Source organism: Azospirillum lipoferum 4B (genome assembly GCF_000283655.1).
Taxonomy (GTDB): domain Bacteria; phylum Pseudomonadota; class Alphaproteobacteria; order Azospirillales; family Azospirillaceae; genus Azospirillum; species Azospirillum lipoferum_C.
On the sequence record NC_016622.1, the window covers coordinates 1,288,712 to 1,303,606 of the forward strand.

The 14,895-nt window shown below is 70.1% G+C and carries 12 protein-coding genes and 1 tRNA gene; 7 read left to right on the forward strand and 6 right to left on the reverse strand.

The annotated features are described in order from the left end of the window. Window positions 1-197 precede the first annotated feature (197 nt). From AZOLI_RS05930 to AZOLI_RS05940, 3 genes are all read left to right on the forward strand, one after another. On the forward strand, window positions 198-944 hold the full coding sequence (locus AZOLI_RS05930; protein ID WP_065814224.1) for a hypothetical protein: 747 nt from the start codon (window positions 198-200) through the stop codon (window positions 942-944). A gap of 229 nt (window positions 945-1,173) precedes the next feature. After that, the gene (locus AZOLI_RS05935) at window positions 1,174-1,602 is read left to right on the forward strand and encodes a response regulator (RefSeq protein ID WP_014247691.1); all 429 of its coding nucleotides are present in this window, start codon (window positions 1,174-1,176) and stop codon (window positions 1,600-1,602) included. Window positions 1,603-1,953: 351 nt separating this feature from the next. Continuing rightward, window positions 1,954-2,415: a single-stranded DNA-binding protein gene (locus tag AZOLI_RS05940; protein WP_244442532.1), complete on the forward strand. Its 462-nt coding sequence runs from the start codon at window positions 1,954-1,956 to the stop codon at window positions 2,413-2,415. Between the two features lie 115 nt (window positions 2,416-2,530). On the opposite strand, the gene AZOLI_RS05945 is transcribed toward AZOLI_RS05940, so the two are convergent. Beyond that, a complete protein-coding gene (locus AZOLI_RS05945) occupies window positions 2,531-3,433 on the reverse strand; it encodes a LysR substrate-binding domain-containing protein (protein ID WP_014247693.1) in 903 nt (300 codons plus the stop codon). Window positions 3,434-3,563: 130 nt separating this feature from the next. On the opposite strand from AZOLI_RS05945, the gene AZOLI_RS05950 reads away from it, so the two are divergent. Further along, entirely contained in the window at window positions 3,564-4,745 is a 1,182-nt protein-coding gene (locus AZOLI_RS05950) for an MFS transporter (protein WP_014247695.1), read from the forward strand. 42 nt (window positions 4,746-4,787) lie between these two features. Here the strand turns inward: AZOLI_RS05950 and AZOLI_RS05955 are convergent. The 5 genes from AZOLI_RS05955 to AZOLI_RS05975 all read right to left on the reverse strand — a co-directional run bounded on the left by AZOLI_RS05955 (window position 4,788) and on the right by AZOLI_RS05975 (window position 11,890). Then, window positions 4,788-4,862: transfer RNA gene (locus AZOLI_RS05955), tRNA-Gln, on the reverse strand. Window positions 4,863-4,979: 117 nt separating this feature from the next. Continuing rightward, window positions 4,980-7,085, reverse strand: coding sequence for a glutamine amidotransferase (locus tag AZOLI_RS05960; protein ID WP_014247696.1), 2,106 nt, complete (start codon window positions 7,083-7,085; stop codon window positions 4,980-4,982). Then, on the reverse strand, window positions 7,085-9,808 hold the full coding sequence (locus tag AZOLI_RS05965) for a DUF4159 domain-containing protein (RefSeq protein ID WP_014247697.1): 2,724 nt from the start codon (window positions 9,806-9,808) through the stop codon (window positions 7,085-7,087). Before AZOLI_RS05965 ends, AZOLI_RS05960 begins: the two co-directional genes overlap by 1 nt. A 186-nt stretch (window positions 9,809-9,994) precedes the next feature. After that, window positions 9,995-10,906, reverse strand: coding sequence for a DUF58 domain-containing protein (locus AZOLI_RS05970; protein WP_014247698.1), 912 nt, complete (start codon window positions 10,904-10,906; stop codon window positions 9,995-9,997). 18 nt (window positions 10,907-10,924) lie between these two features. Continuing rightward, window positions 10,925-11,890 carry an AAA family ATPase gene (locus AZOLI_RS05975; RefSeq protein ID WP_044549782.1) on the reverse strand — a complete coding sequence of 322 codons (966 nt, stop codon included), beginning with the start codon at window positions 11,888-11,890 and terminating at the stop codon, window positions 10,925-10,927. 271 nt (window positions 11,891-12,161) lie between these two features. Here AZOLI_RS05975 and AZOLI_RS05980 point away from each other — a divergent pair, with 271 nt between their 5' ends. Genes AZOLI_RS05980 through AZOLI_RS05990 form a run of 3 tightly spaced genes read left to right on the forward strand, consistent with a single transcriptional unit; the run spans window position 12,162 to window position 14,805 of the window. Further along, window positions 12,162-12,776: a DUF1285 domain-containing protein gene (locus AZOLI_RS05980; protein WP_244442533.1), complete on the forward strand. Its 615-nt coding sequence runs from the start codon at window positions 12,162-12,164 to the stop codon at window positions 12,774-12,776. A 32-nt stretch (window positions 12,777-12,808) separates the two neighbouring features. Further along, the gene (locus AZOLI_RS05985) at window positions 12,809-13,498 is read left to right on the forward strand and encodes a CoA pyrophosphatase (RefSeq protein ID WP_014247701.1); all 690 of its coding nucleotides are present in this window, start codon (window positions 12,809-12,811) and stop codon (window positions 13,496-13,498) included. A gap of 56 nt (window positions 13,499-13,554) precedes the next feature. Beyond that, on the forward strand, window positions 13,555-14,805 hold the full coding sequence (locus AZOLI_RS05990; RefSeq protein WP_014247702.1) for a CCA tRNA nucleotidyltransferase: 1,251 nt from the start codon (window positions 13,555-13,557) through the stop codon (window positions 14,803-14,805). The last annotated feature ends 90 nt before the right edge of the window (window positions 14,806-14,895 follow it).

The window sequence follows — 14,895 nt, forward strand, 5'->3', positions numbered from 1 at the left end:
ACGGCGCTAAACATCGCTCTCCGACCGGGGGCGCCGGCCGTGACGTGCGGCAACTTCGCCGACGTTCCGGCGGACAGCGCCATGACGTCGGCTTTTGGAACCGCCGTCCGGTTGCGCGGTTTGCAATACGGACGTCGGCTGTTTTCGTTGCGACGTGCGTTTTCACTGGGCTGGGCTTGGAACCGGGGTTGGGCAGGATGCCTCACGATTTTGGTTCGTCACGGGACCGGCGATCCGCATCCGCGCTGGGGGCGGGAATCGGCTTCCACGAGTTGCGGCAGGCCTGCGAGATCTCTGCCCTGCGCGAGGATCTGGAGCGGTTGGCCCACGAGGCTGGCGCGTTGCGTGACGGCGTCGAACAGGCGGTCGAGGATGTGCGCGACCGATTCGCCGCCCTGAGTGCGGAGGAAATGGCCGATCCCATGGTTCTGGCCCCGCTTCTGCAACTCGCGGTTACCACCTTGCTGGAGATCCGCGAGCAGGCGCGGCAACTCGATACCCGCACCGGACCGCTTGCCGACGACGAGCGTCCCTCCTGGCTGGGCGCCGCGGAGGCACCACGCCTGCGCCCATCCACGCCGCCGCCCGCCCCGGACGGGGCTTGGGAAGAGGAAGCGCCGCCGTCGCGGCCGCAACCCATGGCCCCCCTCCCGCCATCCGAACATACCGCACCAGCGCCGGCCGACATGCCGGCCCGGCCGGGACAGAGGGCATTGGCGGCACCGACCACGCCGGCTCCGGCGGTCGAGCCGTTCCGCCCGGCTGCGGACCTGCACGCATCTGCCGCCGCCACCACCGCCACTGCCGACACCCAGGCCGCCTGGCTCGCCGGCGAACCGGCTCCCCCACCGCCGCCGTCGAGGGCGGCGGCGATGCGCAACACTGGAACCGGCAGGCCGCGTCCGCCCGGTGGCATCGACTGGCTCGGCCCGGCCGGCCGCTGATTCGGGCGTTGATCCGGGCGTTGATCCGGTCTAGGGCATGGTTGCTGCCGTGCGATTCTCTCCGACTCGAGGTGATGTCTTTCCGCACCGGTGGACGAAAAAGGTCAGATCCTGAACGATTGAACTTGCAAAATCGGGGTGGCGTAGTACAAACGGTGTAGTGGTAAACGCAATTTTACCAAAATACGCCGCTTGTCGCTCAACGCCGTAAGCTCCGGAGGTCGGTCGCATGCTCAGGATCGACGCCATCGCCAAACCCCAGTCAACCTATCGTACCCGCGCACCCGGGCAACCGTTGCGCGTGATGGTGGTGGAGCATGACGAGGCCACCGTCGGCGCCCTGTCGGTGGTGGTCAGCGATCTTGGCCATACCGTCTGCGGCGTCGCCCGGACCGAGGCGGAAGCAGCGGATCTCGCTCTGCGCGAACGGCCGGATCTGGCGCTGCTCGATGTTCGGCTCGGCGGCGGTGACGGCATAGCGGCGGCCCGGCGGCTGAATCTGGACCATGGCCTGCGCTGCATCTTCCTGTCCGGCAACAGCGACCACGGCACCATGGCTCGCATCACCGAGACCTATCCGCTCGGTGTCGTCCACCGGCCCTTTTCCCATGCCCAGCTGAAAGTGGCCCTGGATCTGGCGGCGCGGCGTCTGCGCTGACCGGAAACCGGCGCTACTTCGAAGGAAACGGTTTTCCGGCGCCTGCTGCTCTGCTATATTTGTTCATGGAGTGTTCTGGTCCGGAACGGCAGGGCGAGTGCGCCGGTCCGGGGATCGCCAGGGCATTTCCGACGGCGGTTGACCGGCGTCGGTCCCTCGTGCTTCGTTGCGCGGGACCGGGGGGATGGTCGCGATTGTGAACAGCCGGCCCTGCGAATGGGAACCCTCGGCATCTGGGTGCCTCCGCCGGGCATCCTGACGGGTCGGCATGGATGCTGGGACACTCGCGCTTAGGAGCAACGAGCGATGAATGTTTGGACGTTTACGGGACGCTTGGGCGCGGACGGCGAATTGCGCACGACCCAGAGCGGCGAGAAGGTGCTGGGTTTCCGCGTCGCCAATGACGTCGGCTTCGGCGATCGCAAGACGACCCAATGGGTCGATTGCTCCATCTGGGGCCGCCGCGCCGAGTCGCTCGCTCCGCACCTGACCAAGGGCAAGAGCGTCGTCGTGTCGGGCGAGGTGACCCTGCGCGAATACGAGAAGCGCGACGGCACCCGCGGTGCCGGCCTGTCGGTCCGCGTGGCTGAAATCGACTTCACCGGCGGCGCCCGTGAAGAAGGCGGCGGCGGCAGCTATGGCGGCGGTGGCGGCGGCTACGAATCGCGTGGCGGTGGCAGCGGCGGCGGAAGCGGCGGCGGCTATGGTGGCGGCAGCGGCGGCGGCAACTACGGCGGCGGTTCGTCGGGCGGCCGCAGCGGCGGCGGCGCTCCGCCCCGTCACGAGGACCTCGACGACGAAATCCCGTTCTGAGGCCGAACGCCCCAACGCTACGCCCCATCGGCCGGATGCCCGTCATCCGGCCGATGTCGTTTTCGGCGATATCGTTTCCGCGATGTCGTTTTCCGGAACGGGAACTGTCCCGCGGTCACTCCGCCAGCATGGATCGCAGGCGCGGTGTCATGTGGTCCAGGAAGGCGCGGACACGGCGCGGGGCACGGTCGCGGCCGGTGTAGACGGCGTGAATGTCCTCCATGTCCACCAGCACATCGTCCAGCACCGCCACCAGCCGCCCGTCGCGCAGATCCTCGCGGACGTGATAGTCGGCCAGCCGCGCCAGCCCCAGGCCCAGCAGCGCCATGTGCCGCACCGTCTCGCCATTGTTCGCCAGGATGCGCGTCGGCACCTCGCGGTCGACCAGCCGCCCCCCGGACTTCAGCGGCCAGACCGCGGCCGCACGGCGGAAATTGAAGCCCAGGCAGTCGTGCGCCTCCAGGTCGGCCGCGCTCTGCGGCACGCCCCGCCGCTCCAGATAGGCGGGGGAGGCGACGATCCGCCGGCGCACCACGCCGATCCGCTGGGCCAGAAGCGCCGAATCGCTCAGGGGACCGGCGCGGAAGGCAACGTCCACCCGAGCGGCATAGAGGTCCACCACCTCGTCCGTCATCGTCACGTCCATCGTGATGCCGGGATGATCGCTTAGAAAGTCCGGCAGCAGCGGCAGCAGGCAATGCTGTCCGAAGGGGACGGAGGCGTTGACCCGGATCAGTCCGGTCGGCGCGCGGGCTCCGCCGGCGATCTCGGCGTCGAGCGCGTCCATCTCCCCCAGCAACGCCTCCGCCCGCTCGCGGTACAGCTCACCTTCCGCAGTCAGTCGCAGCTTCCGGGTCGACCGCTCCACCAGCCGCACGCCCAGACGCTCCTCCAGCCGCGTCATCAGCTTGGCGGTGGAGGAGGGCGTCATGCCGACGTCGCGCCCGGCGGCGCTGAAACTGCCATGGGCGGCCACCCGCAGGAACACCCGCATTTCCCAGGCACGAGGATCGCTCACGGGGTCATCCTTCCATCAACCTTGTCACTGGATGACAAAATCATGGGAATGCGGCGGGCATTCCCGTTCCGAACCTTATGGCGCACATGGTCTCCCCGGAACAGTCCTTCCGGAAATGGAGATCTTTGAAATGCCTCTCGCACTGCTGGCGTTGGCGATCAGCGCCTATGCGATCGGGACGACCGAGTTCGTCGTCGTCGGCCTTCTGCCCACGGTGGCGAACGACCTGAACGTCAGCCTGCCGCTGGCGGGGATGGTGGTCAGCGTCTATGCCCTGGGCGTCACCTTCGGTGCGCCGGTCCTGACCGCCCTGACCGGCGGGGTCCGGCGCAAGCCGCTGCTGCTCGGTCTGATGGGCGTCTTCGTCGCCGGCAACCTGCTGGCCGGCGTCAGCCCGAACTATGAGACGCTGCTGGTGGCGCGGGTGCTGAGCGCCTTCGCCCATGGCGTCTTCTTCTCCGTCGGGTCGACCATCGCCGCCGATCTGGTGCCGGAGGACAAGCGCGCCTCGGCCATCGCCATGATGTTCTCCGGCCTGACCATCGCCATCGTCACCGGCGTGCCGCTCGGCACCTGGATCGGCCAGACTTTCGGCTGGCGCGCCACCTTCCTGGCGGTCTCGGCGCTGGGTATCGTCGGCGGCCTGGGTGTCGCCGCGCTGGTGCCGGCCCGTCTCAGCCAGCCGCCGGCCTCCGGGCTGGGCGCACAGCTGGGGGTGCTGGCGAAGCCGCGGCTTCTGCTGGCCTTCGCCATCACAGCGCTGGGTTATGGCGGCACCTTCGTCGCCTTCACCTTCCTGGCGCCGATCCTGGAGACGATCACCGGATTCTCCAGCGCCACCGTCAGCCTCGTGCTGGTTCTGTATGGCGCGGCCATCGCCGTCGGAAACGTCGTCGGCGGCAGGCTCGCCAACCGCCGGCCGGTGCGGGCGCTGGCCCGGCTGTTCGCCCTGCAGGCGCTGGTGCTGATCGTCTTCACCTTCACCGCCGACGCCAAGATCCCGGCGCTGATCACGCTGGCCGGCATGGGTGCGCTGGCCTTCGCCAACGTCCCCGGGCTCCAGCTCTATGTCGTGCAACTGGCACAGCGCCACGCACCGGGTGCGGTGGATGTGGCATCCGCGATGAATATCGCCGCCTTCAACCTCGGCATTGCCGCGGGTGCCTTCTTCGGCGGGCAAGTGGTGTCCTCACCGCTCGGCCTCGGCGCCACGCCCTGGGTCGGCGGACTGTTCGTGCTGGGCGGGCTGGTCCTGACGCTGGCGAGCGGCGCGCTCGACCGGCGGGAACGGGCAGAGCCGGCTGTCTGCTGAACGTGCAGGCCGGCGTTCACAAATTTTAAAAGGGAGGAAAGTTGGCTGGGGCGCCAGGATTCGAACCTGGGAATGGCGGTACCAAAAACCGCTGCCTTACCGCTTGGCGACGCCCCAACCGGCGCGGCGATCAACTCGTATCGCCGGAAGGAGCGGCACCATAATCGGAAGCCCGGCCGAACGCAACAGGCTGTTTTCGAAAAATTTTCGCAGCGAAATCAGCCTCGCTACAGGTCAGCGTCCCTCCCGGCGCCACGCCATCAGCAGGCCGCCCAGCACCAGGGCCAGAACCGCACCGACCGGCAGCAGCGGCACTTCCGTCACGCCGGTCACCGTATAGTCGCCGTTGGCACGCAGGCCGATCCAGCCGGAACCGCTCTGGCTGCGGTCGGCCTGGGTCCGGCGCACCTCGATGCCGGGATTGGGACCGCTGTCGGTGTCGGTGACCCAGTGGATGCCGCCGCCGGTCGCCTCGGCCACCGGCTGCATCCGGTCGCCGGTGGACCGCACGTCGGCCAGTTCGGGCGTGTTGACCGCCCCCACCACGGCCAGCGTCGTCCGCTCCCCGTCGGAGATGCGGTAGATGCCGGGCGCGCTGGCCGTCACCGTGGCGATGGCCCGGCCGGTCTTGTCGTCGGCCAGTTGCAGCGTGCTGGTCTGGTCGGACGGGTCGGTGAGCGTGACCGAGCGAGGATCCGGGGTGAGGGAGCGGCGTTCCACCGTGATGCGGTTGCCGTCCACACGGGCGCGCAGATCGTTCTCCTCCAGCTCCGGTTCCTTCATCAGCCAATGGGCAAGGCGGCGCAGAAGCTCCGCCTGCGGACCTCCTCCTTCGAAGCCGCGGCTCCACAGCCAGATCTGGTCGGAGGCCAACTGCGCCACGCGGCCCTTGCCGACGCGGTCCAGCAGCAGAAGCGGGCGGTTGTCGGCGCCCTGCATCACCACGGTGCCGCCGTTGGGGGCGACATCGACCTGATGGAACCAGCGGCCCCAGGTCGGCGGCGCATCGATGCGGTCGCCGGGCAAGCCGGCGGTCACCGGATGGCGGCGTCCGATTTCGGTGACGGTCGGCAGGAAGGGGCGGTCCACCGTCTGCCCACTGGGGACGGCGGGAAGGATAGCGCCCAGGGGCGTGCGGTAGAGCGACAGCGGCGAGGCATAGCCCTGACCCGATGCCTCCAGCAGGGCGCCGCCCTTGCGGACATAGTCGGCAATGTTCTCCAGATACATCTGGGGCAGCACGCCGCGGCGGCGGTAGCGGTCGAAGATGATCAGGTCGAACTCGTCGAGCTTCACCTCGAACAGCTCGCGGATCGGGAAGGCGATCAGCGACAGCTCACGGATCGGCGTGCCGTCCTGCTTTTCTGGCGGGCGCAGGATGGTGAAATGGACCAGATCGACCGCCGGGTCGGCCTTCAGCAGGTTGCGCCAGGTGCGCTCGCCGGCATGGGGCTCGCCGGACACCAGCAGGACGCGCAGCCGGTCGCGCACGCCGTTCACCACCACCGCGGCGCGGTTGTTGGCGAGCGTCAGCTCCTGCTTGGCCGCCTCCACCTCCAGCTCCAGGACATTCTGCCCGCCATGGGTGACCGGCAGGTCGACCCGCACGTCGCGGCCCACAGGGACGCGGATGGTGCCGGGCGCGCCGCCGTCCTGGCGCAGCGTTACCGCGGCGTCGGGCGACTGGCGTCCGGGCATGTCGTCGACGCGGATGGTCAACTCCACCGACTTGCCGACAAGGCCGTAGTTGGGCGCCTGCACGATGGCGATGCGGCGGTCGCCCTCATTGCGGTCGCCGGTCAGCAGGGTGTGGACGGGGCCGATGTCGGCCAGCTTGCCCGGCACTTGCGGGACGTCATGCACCTGACCGTCGGTGATGAAGACGGCGCCGGCCATGCGGCGGCGCGGAACGTCGGCCATCGCGCGGTTCAACGCGTCGAACAGATGCGTCTCGTTGATCGTGCCGCCGGTCTCGGCTCCGTCGCCGGTGCGCGCCACGCGAACCTCGAGGTCGTCGAAGCGCTTCAGCCGCTCGGTCAGCTGTTCCACCGCCCGGTCGGTGCGGGCGCGGCGGTCGCCGATGGCCTGGCTCGGCGAATCATCGACCACGACCACCGCCACATCCTTGATCGGGTCGCGCTTCTCCTGCACGAGCGACGGGTTGATCAGGGCCAGCGCCAGCACGATCACGGCAAGCAGGCGAAGCAGCGTGCCGCGCGCCCGGCGCAGGGCGGCGACCAGCACCACCAGCAGGGCAAAGCCGATCAGGGCGCCCAGCACCGGCCAGGGCAGCAGCGGCGCCAGAGCCACCGAAAGTCCGGAGAGCAGATCGACGGGCATTACTGGCCGAACCTTTCCAGGATGGCGGGCACATGGACCTGATCGGCCTTGTAGTTGCCGGTCAGGGCGTACATCACGACATTCACGCCGAAGCGATAGGCCATCTCGCGCTGGCGCTCGCCGCCGGGAATGACCGCGTAGATCGGCTGGCCGTTGCGGCCGACCGCCCAGGCGGAGGCCCAGTCGTTGCCGCCGATCACGACGGAGGAGACGCCGTCATTCGCCGGCCCCTCCCGCGCTTCGATCCACAGCTGGCCGCCGGCGTGGCGTCCGGGGAAGTCGGTCAGCAGGTAGAAGGACTTGCGCAGCACATGGTCCTGCGGCACCGGGGCCAGCGGCGGAATGTCCAGCCCCTCGACCAGACGCTGCAGGGTTCCGGAACCGCCGCCCGGCGCTTGATCGCGCGTGTCGAACAGGATGGTGCCGCCGCTGCGCATGTACTCGTTGACCCGCTGGCGCGCCCGGTCCGACAGCGGCCTCTGCCGGTCGGAGACGGGCCAGTAGAGCAGGGGGTAGAAGGCCAGTTCGTCCCGCTCCGGATCGACGCCGACCGCTCCCGCCGCCTCCACCGCCGTGCGCAGGCTCAGCACGCTGACCAGCCCCTCCAGCCCGGCGCGGGAGGTGTCGTCGACGCCGCTGTCGCCGGTCTGGACATAGGCGAGATAGGTCTCGGCCGTCACCTTCACCGCATTGTCCTGATCCTGCGCCCGGACCGGCTGCGGAGCGGCGGCAAGCGCGACCGCCAGCAGCAGCCCGGCCGCCGCTCCGCCCGCTCCACGGCGCAGGCGGGGCGCGCGCAGCAGGCCGCGAAGCGCCAGAGCGATCAGCAGGTCGATGGACAACAGCGCGAGCGCCGCGGCCAGCAGCGATGGCTTCAGCGGAACCTCGCCCCGGCCGCCATAGCCGTCGCGGCCGACGCCGGCCGGCATCGGCGGCAGCGGATCGATGGCGGTTACGGCGGAGGACAGGTTCAGGGCGCGGCGGGCATCGTCGGTCCCGTAGAAGCCCGGCGGGTGGCGCGGGCCGATCACGTCGGCGCCGGCATTGCCCGGAATCGGGAAGGCGGTGGGCGGCGGCGGAATGAGCCGCCCGGTACCGTCCAGCACCTCGACCGGGTCGAGCGAGGTGGTCGCCGCCGTGCCCGTCACGCCGCCGCTGAGCGCCACCAGCCGGCGCAGCATGTCGACATACAGGCCCGACAGCGGCAGGTTCGACCAGTCCGGATTGGCGGTGGTGTGGACCAGCACGATCCAGCCGTCCCCGCGCTTCTGCGAGGTCACCAGCGGTGTGCCGTCGGCCAGACGTGCCCAGGTGCGGTCGGCCAGATCCAGCGCCGGTTCGGCCAGAACCTGCCGGTTGACCTGGACATCGGCGGGGATCGTCAGCCCTTCGAACGGCGACTTGGCGGGGAAGGGCTGCAGCCGCGCCGGCTCCGACCAGGACAGGGCGCCGCCGAGCGCGCGGTCGCCGATGCGCAGCCGCACCGGCACCAGCGTGTCGGCATGCTGGGCCAGACGCGGCCCGGCGAAGCGCAGCAGCACGCCGCCCTTCTTCACCCAATCCTCGATGTCCTGCACCTCGCTGCCGGTCAGGGCGCCGATGTCGGACAGGATCAGCACGGCCAGATCGCGCTTCAGCAGGTCCAGCGTGTCGCCGCGCCGGACCTCGTTGTAGGGCGACAGGGCGCGTTCAAGGTAATAGAGGTCGGACAGCAGCGGCTGGCTTTCCCCTTCCGACCGGCCGGAGACCAGCCCGACCGGGCGGCGGCGCCAACGCTCGTCCAGCAGCACGGTGGCGCCGGCGGTGGTGTCGCCCTCCACCCGCAGGGCGGCAGCGTCGTTGCGCAGCTCGGTGGGCACGTCCAGCCGCACTTCGCGAATCTTCTGGCCGGGCTCGAAGGCCACGGTCTGGCGGGTCAGCAAGCGGCCGTCAGCGGCGGTGAGGCGGACGGTCACCGGCTCCGGCCGCGACGGGTCGGCGCGGACGATGCGGGCGGTCAGCACCGTGCCCTCGCTCGACGGCGGAAGCAGCAGGTGAGGGGGGCGCTCGGCCGAATCGTCGAGCACATCGGCGGAGCCCAGCCGCTGCAGCCCGGCCGCCAGCGCCGCAGCCCGGCCGTCGCCGACACCGTCGCTGAGCCAGACCGCATGGATGGAGCCGCCGCCATTCGTCTGGGCGGCAACCGGCTTCAAGGCCTCAAGCGCCGCGGCGCGGTCGGTCGGCCAGGGCAGGGGCGCCAGCGCCTGGGCGAGACGGCGAGCCTCGGCGGCGGGCAGGACGGCACTGGCATGGATCGGCTGTCCGTCGGCCGGCGGGGCGGTCGGCAGCAGGATGACCGGGCGCTGCTGGCGCTCGGCCTGGGCGATCATCTCGTCCATCGTGCGCTTGCGCGTCGGCCAGTCGCGGCCGGAGGCCCAGCCATTGTCGACGACCAGCAGCAGCGGTCCTCCGCCGGGCAGCGCCGCCCGCGGGTTCAGCAGCGGCCCGGCCAGCGCCAGGATAATCAGCGCCGCCACGATCAGGCGCAGAAGCAGGAGCCACCAGGGGGTGCGGGCCGGCGTCTCCTCCCGCGCGGTAAGGTCGCGCAGCAGGCGGATGGCGGGAAACTGTACGGCGCGCGGCGCCGGCGGCGTGACGCGCAACAGCCACCACAGGACCGGCAAGGCGGCCAGTGCGGTCAAGACCCAGGGGGCGGCGAAGGCGATCGGTCCGAGACCCAGCATTGGCGCGTCTTCAAGAGGGGGAAGGGATCGGCCGCGCAAGCCACAAGTGCCTGCGGCCGTAAGCGACCGTCATCCCCGCGCAGGCGGGGATCCAGACCTTGGGCTGCGTGGTGCCGAGGGCAAGCCTGGATCCCCGCCTGCGCGGGGAGGATGAGGAGTGCGGGACTGGGTTCGCCGGCCGCCGCTTCACACCGCCTCCATCGCCATCGCACCCCAGAGGGTGAGCAGCGCCGATTGCGGAGAACGGTCGGTGCGGTGGACGGCGAAGCTCCATCCTGCGGTGCGGGCCAGCGCAGCCAGACCGTCCTGCTGCGCCTTCAGGCGTTCGCGGTAAGCCTCGCGCACCGCCTCCACCCGCGGAACAAGCAGGTTCTGCTCGCCCTCCATCCCATGGAAATCGACGCGGCCGTCATAGGGCAGCGTCTCTTCCGCCGGATCGAGGATCTGGACCAGATGGCCGCGCAGGCCGCGCCCGGTCAGCCCGGCGACGGTCGCATGGATTTCCACCAGGGGTGACAGCAGATCGCCGAACAGAACGGTCTGGGCATGGCGGGGCAGGGGCTCCACCCGCGGCAGGGGATCCGGCGACGCGGCGGCGCGCGGGTCGGTCATCAGCCGGGCGATGCGGTCGATGGCGGTCTTGCCATGGTCGGGGCGCACGCCGCTGTTCAGCAACGCCACCCGCTCGCCACCGCGCGCCAGCAGGACGGCGGTGGCGAGCGTCAGCAGGTCGGCCCGCTCGCGCTTGGTCGGCAGGCCGGCTGCGGAGCGGAAATCCATGGAGGGCGAGCGGTCGCGCCACAGCCAGACGCTCTGCGCCGCCTCCCATTCATTCTCGCGCACATAGACCGGCTGGGTCTTGGCCGACTGGCGCCAGTCGATCATCGACGGCGCGTCGCCGGGCTGGTAGCGGCGGAACTGCCAGAAGGTCTCGCCCAGCCCGACGCGGCGCCGGCCGTGCACGCCCTGGGCGACGGTGGCGGCCACCCGCTCCGCCGCGACCAGGAGCGGGGGCAGGGCGGAGGCAAGCTCCTCCGCGCGATGCCGGGCAAGCAGCGTCGTCGCCGCCGGGGTCTTCTGCTGAGGGCTACGCGGCATCGCGGCTCCGCTGAGGGGTCACATCAAGGGGGCGCAGAGGCGGTCGATGACGTCGTCCAGCGTCACCCCGTCGGCCCGTGCGGCGAAGTTCAGCGCCATGCGGTGCTTCAGGATCGGCTTGGCGAGCGCCACCACATCGTCCAGCGAGGGCGACAGCCGGCCGTCCAGAACCGCGCGGGCGCGGGCGGCGAGCATCAGCGACTGGCTGGCGCGCGGGCCGGGACCCCAGGCGACATGCTGGCGCACCTCCATCAGCTCCGACATTTCCGGCCGGCCGCGGCGCACGAGATCGAGAATGCCGTCGACCACCCCTTCGCCCACCGGAACGCGGCGCACAAGACGCTGAGCCGCCTGCAGGTCGGCGGCGGACAGCACCGTCACCGCGCGCTCGTCGGCGGAGCCGGTGGTGGCGATCATCATCCGGCGCTCCGCCTCGCGGTCCGGATATTCGACGTCGATCTGCATCAGGAAGCGGTCGAGCTGGGCTTCCGGCAGCGGATAGGTGCCTTCCTGCTCCAGCGGGTTCTGGGTCGCCAGGACGTGGAAGGGCTGGGGCAGGGGATGGTACTGGCCGGCGACCGACACGCGATGCTCCTGCATCGCCTGCAGCAGCGCAGACTGGGTGCGCGGGCTGGCGCGGTTGATCTCGTCGGCCATCAGCAATTGGCTGAACACCGGGCCGGGCAGGAAGCGGAAGGACCGGCGGCCGTTGTCGCCCTCCTCCAGCACTTCGGAGCCCAGGATGTCGGCAGGCATCAGGTCGGGCGTGCACTGGATGCGCTTCTCGGCGAGGCCCAGCACGATGCCCAGCGTTTCCACCAGCCGCGTCTTGGCAAGGCCGGGAACGCCGATCAGCAGCACATGGCCGCCCGCCAGCAGCGTGACCAGCGTGCGGTCGATCACCTCCTGCTGGCCGAAGATCACGCGGCCGATGCGGTCGCGAACGGACGCCAGACGATCGCCCAGCGCCTCGATCTCCTCCATCAGCCGTTGCGGGTCCTCCGGCACGGGTGGCTGCCCCCTCAGGATGTCCTGTGCGCTCAAGGTCTGCTGCTCCCCCGATGATGGGCTGGCCCGTCGATGGGCCGGTTCGGCGTGGCAGTCGCGGTCGTCCGCGACGGGAAACACGGGATCCGCATGGTTGGCCCTGTTCCTGCGCGTTGTCGACACCCATTTTCCGGATCCCGCCGACGGAGCGGGTAGGGCCGGCGGACCATTGGTGTGGACCTAACGGTCGAGTGTGGCGAAAATACGCATGTCCGGGGACAAAATGGTTCCCAATCCCATGAAGGTCGGTAACGCGATGGCGAAAGACAAGCGCGCAGATGGGCCAACCGTTCAGGAAACGCCGCCGGACTTGCCGGCAGCCCTGGGCCGGACGCCGACGCTGGAGCAATACGACATCCGCATTGCGCGCGACGGCACCTGGTTCCACAATGGCGATCCGATCCGCCGGATCGAACTGGCGAAGCTGTTCTCAACCGTCCTTCGCCGTGAGGACGACGGCGATTACTGGCTGGTCACGCCGGTCGAGCGCGGCCGGATCGTGGTGGAGGATGCGCCGTTCGTGGCGGTGGAGATGACGGTTGCGGGCAGCGGGGCCGATCAGGTCCTGTCCTTCCGCACCAACCTCGACCATCGGGTCGAAGCCGGCCCCGAACACCCGATCCGTGTGGCCGTAAACCCTGAAACCGGGGAGCCGGCACCCTACATCCAGATCAGAAGCCGGTTGGAGGCGCGTATCCTGCGGCCCGTGTTTTACGACATGGTGGAGCGCAGCGAGACGCGCCGCACCGAAACCGGCGAGTCCGAGGTGGGTCTATGGAGCAACAAGGTCTTCTTCGCGCTGGGCAGGCTGCCTGGCGACTGAGCCTGGAGGAGGTCCGCCGGCGCTTCCCGGCGATGAGCGCCGATGGGACGCCCGGTGAGATGCCCGTTGAGATGATTGACGCGGCGGTGGAGAACGCGGTCCGGTCCAACCGGATGGCGCCGAAACACGCGGCCAAAATCCGCGGCGACCACGACCTGAATCCGGAGTTCGGACTGCCGACGACCCTGCGCGAGGCGGCGGTGCTGGTCCCCCTGGTCGACCGGCCGGAGGAACTGACCGTCATCTTCACCCAGCGCACCGCGACGCTCAGCGCGCATGCCGGCCAGATCAGCTTCCCCGGCGGCCGGATGGAGCCGGAGGACGACGGTCCCGAGGATACCGCGCTGCGCGAAACGGCGGAGGAAATCGGGCTGGAGCGCGGACGGATCGAAATCGTCGGCCGGCTGGACACCTATGTCACCCGCACCGGGTTCCGGGTGACGCCGGTGGTGGGGGTGGTGTCGCCGCCCTTCATCCTGACTCCCGACCCGACCGAGGTGGCGGAGGTGTTCGAGGTGCCGCTGTCCTTCATCCTCGATCCCTCCAATCCGCAGCGCCACAGCCGCGAATTCCTGGGAAAGCCGCGCTGGTTCTACGCCTTCCCCTATCCGCAGCGCTACATCTGGGGCGCGACCGCCGGCATGCTGGTGAACCTGCGTGACGTGCTGGGTGCTGCCGCACGCGAGGCCGGGGAGGGCGGGGCGTCCTCCGGTCCGCTCTGATGTCCGCGGCGACGGCGGTGGAAGAAGCATTGGGAATGGGGTAGCGTCGCCGCGTCATGACCGTCGCCGCACGCCTGTCCCCCCAACCCTGGATGACCGCGCCCGAAAGCCGGGCGGTGTTCGCCGCCCTCGATGCCGGCGGCGCCGATGCGCGCTTCGTCGGCGGCTGCGTGCGGGATGCGTGGCTCGGCCGGCCGGTGAAGGACATCGACATCGCCACCCATGCGCCGCCGGAACGGGTGATGGACCTGCTGGAGGCCGCCGGGATCCGCGTCATCCCGACCGGAATCGCCCATGGCACCGTCACCGCGCTGTGCGGCGGCAAACCCTACGAGATCACCACGCTGCGGCGCGATGTCGAGACGGATGGCCGCCATGCGCGCGTCGAGTTCACCGACGATTGGGTGGAGGACGCCGCCCGCCGCGACCTGACCATGAACGCGCTGAGCTGCACGCCGGACGGCGCGATGTTCGACCCGTTCGGCGGTCTGGCCGACCTTGCCGCCGGGCGCGTTCGCTTCGTCGGCGAGGCGCGGCGGCGGATCGAGGAGGATGTGCTGCGCCTGCTGCGCTTCTTCCGTTTCCACGCCCATTACGGCCGCGGCGAGCCCGATGCCGAGGCACTGGCCGCCTGCCGCGAACTGGCGCCGCGCCTGCCGACCTTGTCCGGCGAACGGGTGCGGGGGGAGCTGTTTCGCCTGCTGACCGCGCCCTGCGCGGCGGCGGTCTGGCGGCTGATGATGGGGCAGGGGATCATGGCCCATCTGCTGCCGGAGGCGATGGACACCGGCCGGCTGGACCGGCTGATCGCCGTCGAGCGCGACCTCGGCATCACGCCCGATCCCACCCGCCGGCTGGCCGCGGTGCTCGACAGCGACCGACCGGGAGCGTTGCTCGCAGCCGAAGCGCTCCGGCTGTCCAACCATGAGCGCGACCGGCTGCTGGCGCTCGTCGAGCCGCCGGTCGCGCTGGCGCCGACCGACGACCGCAAGGCGTTGCGCCAGGGACTGTACCGCATCGGCGACGGCGAGCTGTTCGGCGACCTGCTCCTGATTGCCGCCGCCATCCATGACGGCCCGCTCGACCTCACCGCGTTGCGTGCGGCGATGTCCGTGGCCGGCGACCTGCCGAACCTGCGCCTGCCGATTGCCGGCCGCGACCTGTTGGAGCTCGGCATCCCGCGCGGCCCGGCCGTCGGCGAGATGCTGAAGCGCATCGAAGGCTGGTGGATCGCCGAGGATTTCCAGCCCGGCCGCGACGCCTGCCTGGAGGTGGCGCGCGGCCTGATCGGAGAGCGGCCATCCTGACCCTGGCCAAAAGGGGTGTGAAAAACACATAAGGATGATTATGGAAATTTTGCCGCCATCCGGACCGAGCAGGGCAGTTCCGACCTTGCG

Excerpts from the sequence above, each read along its gene's own strand:
- AZOLI_RS05930 (WP_065814224.1), top strand. The coding sequence starts at position 198 with ATGCCTCACGATTTTGGTTCGTCACGGGACCGGCGATCCGCATCCGCG.
- AZOLI_RS05935 (WP_014247691.1), top strand. The coding sequence starts at position 1,174 with ATGCTCAGGATCGACGCCATCGCCAAACCCCAGTCAACCTATCGTACC.
- AZOLI_RS05950 (WP_014247695.1), top strand. The coding sequence starts at position 3,564 with ATGCCTCTCGCACTGCTGGCGTTGGCGATCAGCGCCTATGCGATCGGG.
- AZOLI_RS05960 (WP_014247696.1), bottom strand. The coding sequence starts at position 7,085 with ATGCCCGTCGATCTGCTCTCCGGACTTTCGGTGGCTCTGGCGCCGCTG.
- AZOLI_RS05965 (WP_014247697.1), bottom strand. The coding sequence starts at position 9,808 with ATGCTGGGTCTCGGACCGATCGCCTTCGCCGCCCCCTGGGTCTTGACC.
- AZOLI_RS05970 (WP_014247698.1), bottom strand. The coding sequence starts at position 10,906 with ATGCCGCGTAGCCCTCAGCAGAAGACCCCGGCGGCGACGACGCTGCTT.
- AZOLI_RS05975 (WP_044549782.1), bottom strand. The coding sequence starts at position 11,890 with ATGGAGGAGATCGAGGCGCTGGGCGATCGTCTGGCGTCCGTTCGCGAC.
- AZOLI_RS05980 (WP_244442533.1), top strand. The coding sequence starts at position 12,162 with ATGTCCGGGGACAAAATGGTTCCCAATCCCATGAAGGTCGGTAACGCG.
- AZOLI_RS05985 (WP_014247701.1), top strand. The coding sequence starts at position 12,809 with ATGAGCGCCGATGGGACGCCCGGTGAGATGCCCGTTGAGATGATTGAC.
- AZOLI_RS05990 (WP_014247702.1), top strand. The coding sequence starts at position 13,555 with ATGACCGTCGCCGCACGCCTGTCCCCCCAACCCTGGATGACCGCGCCC.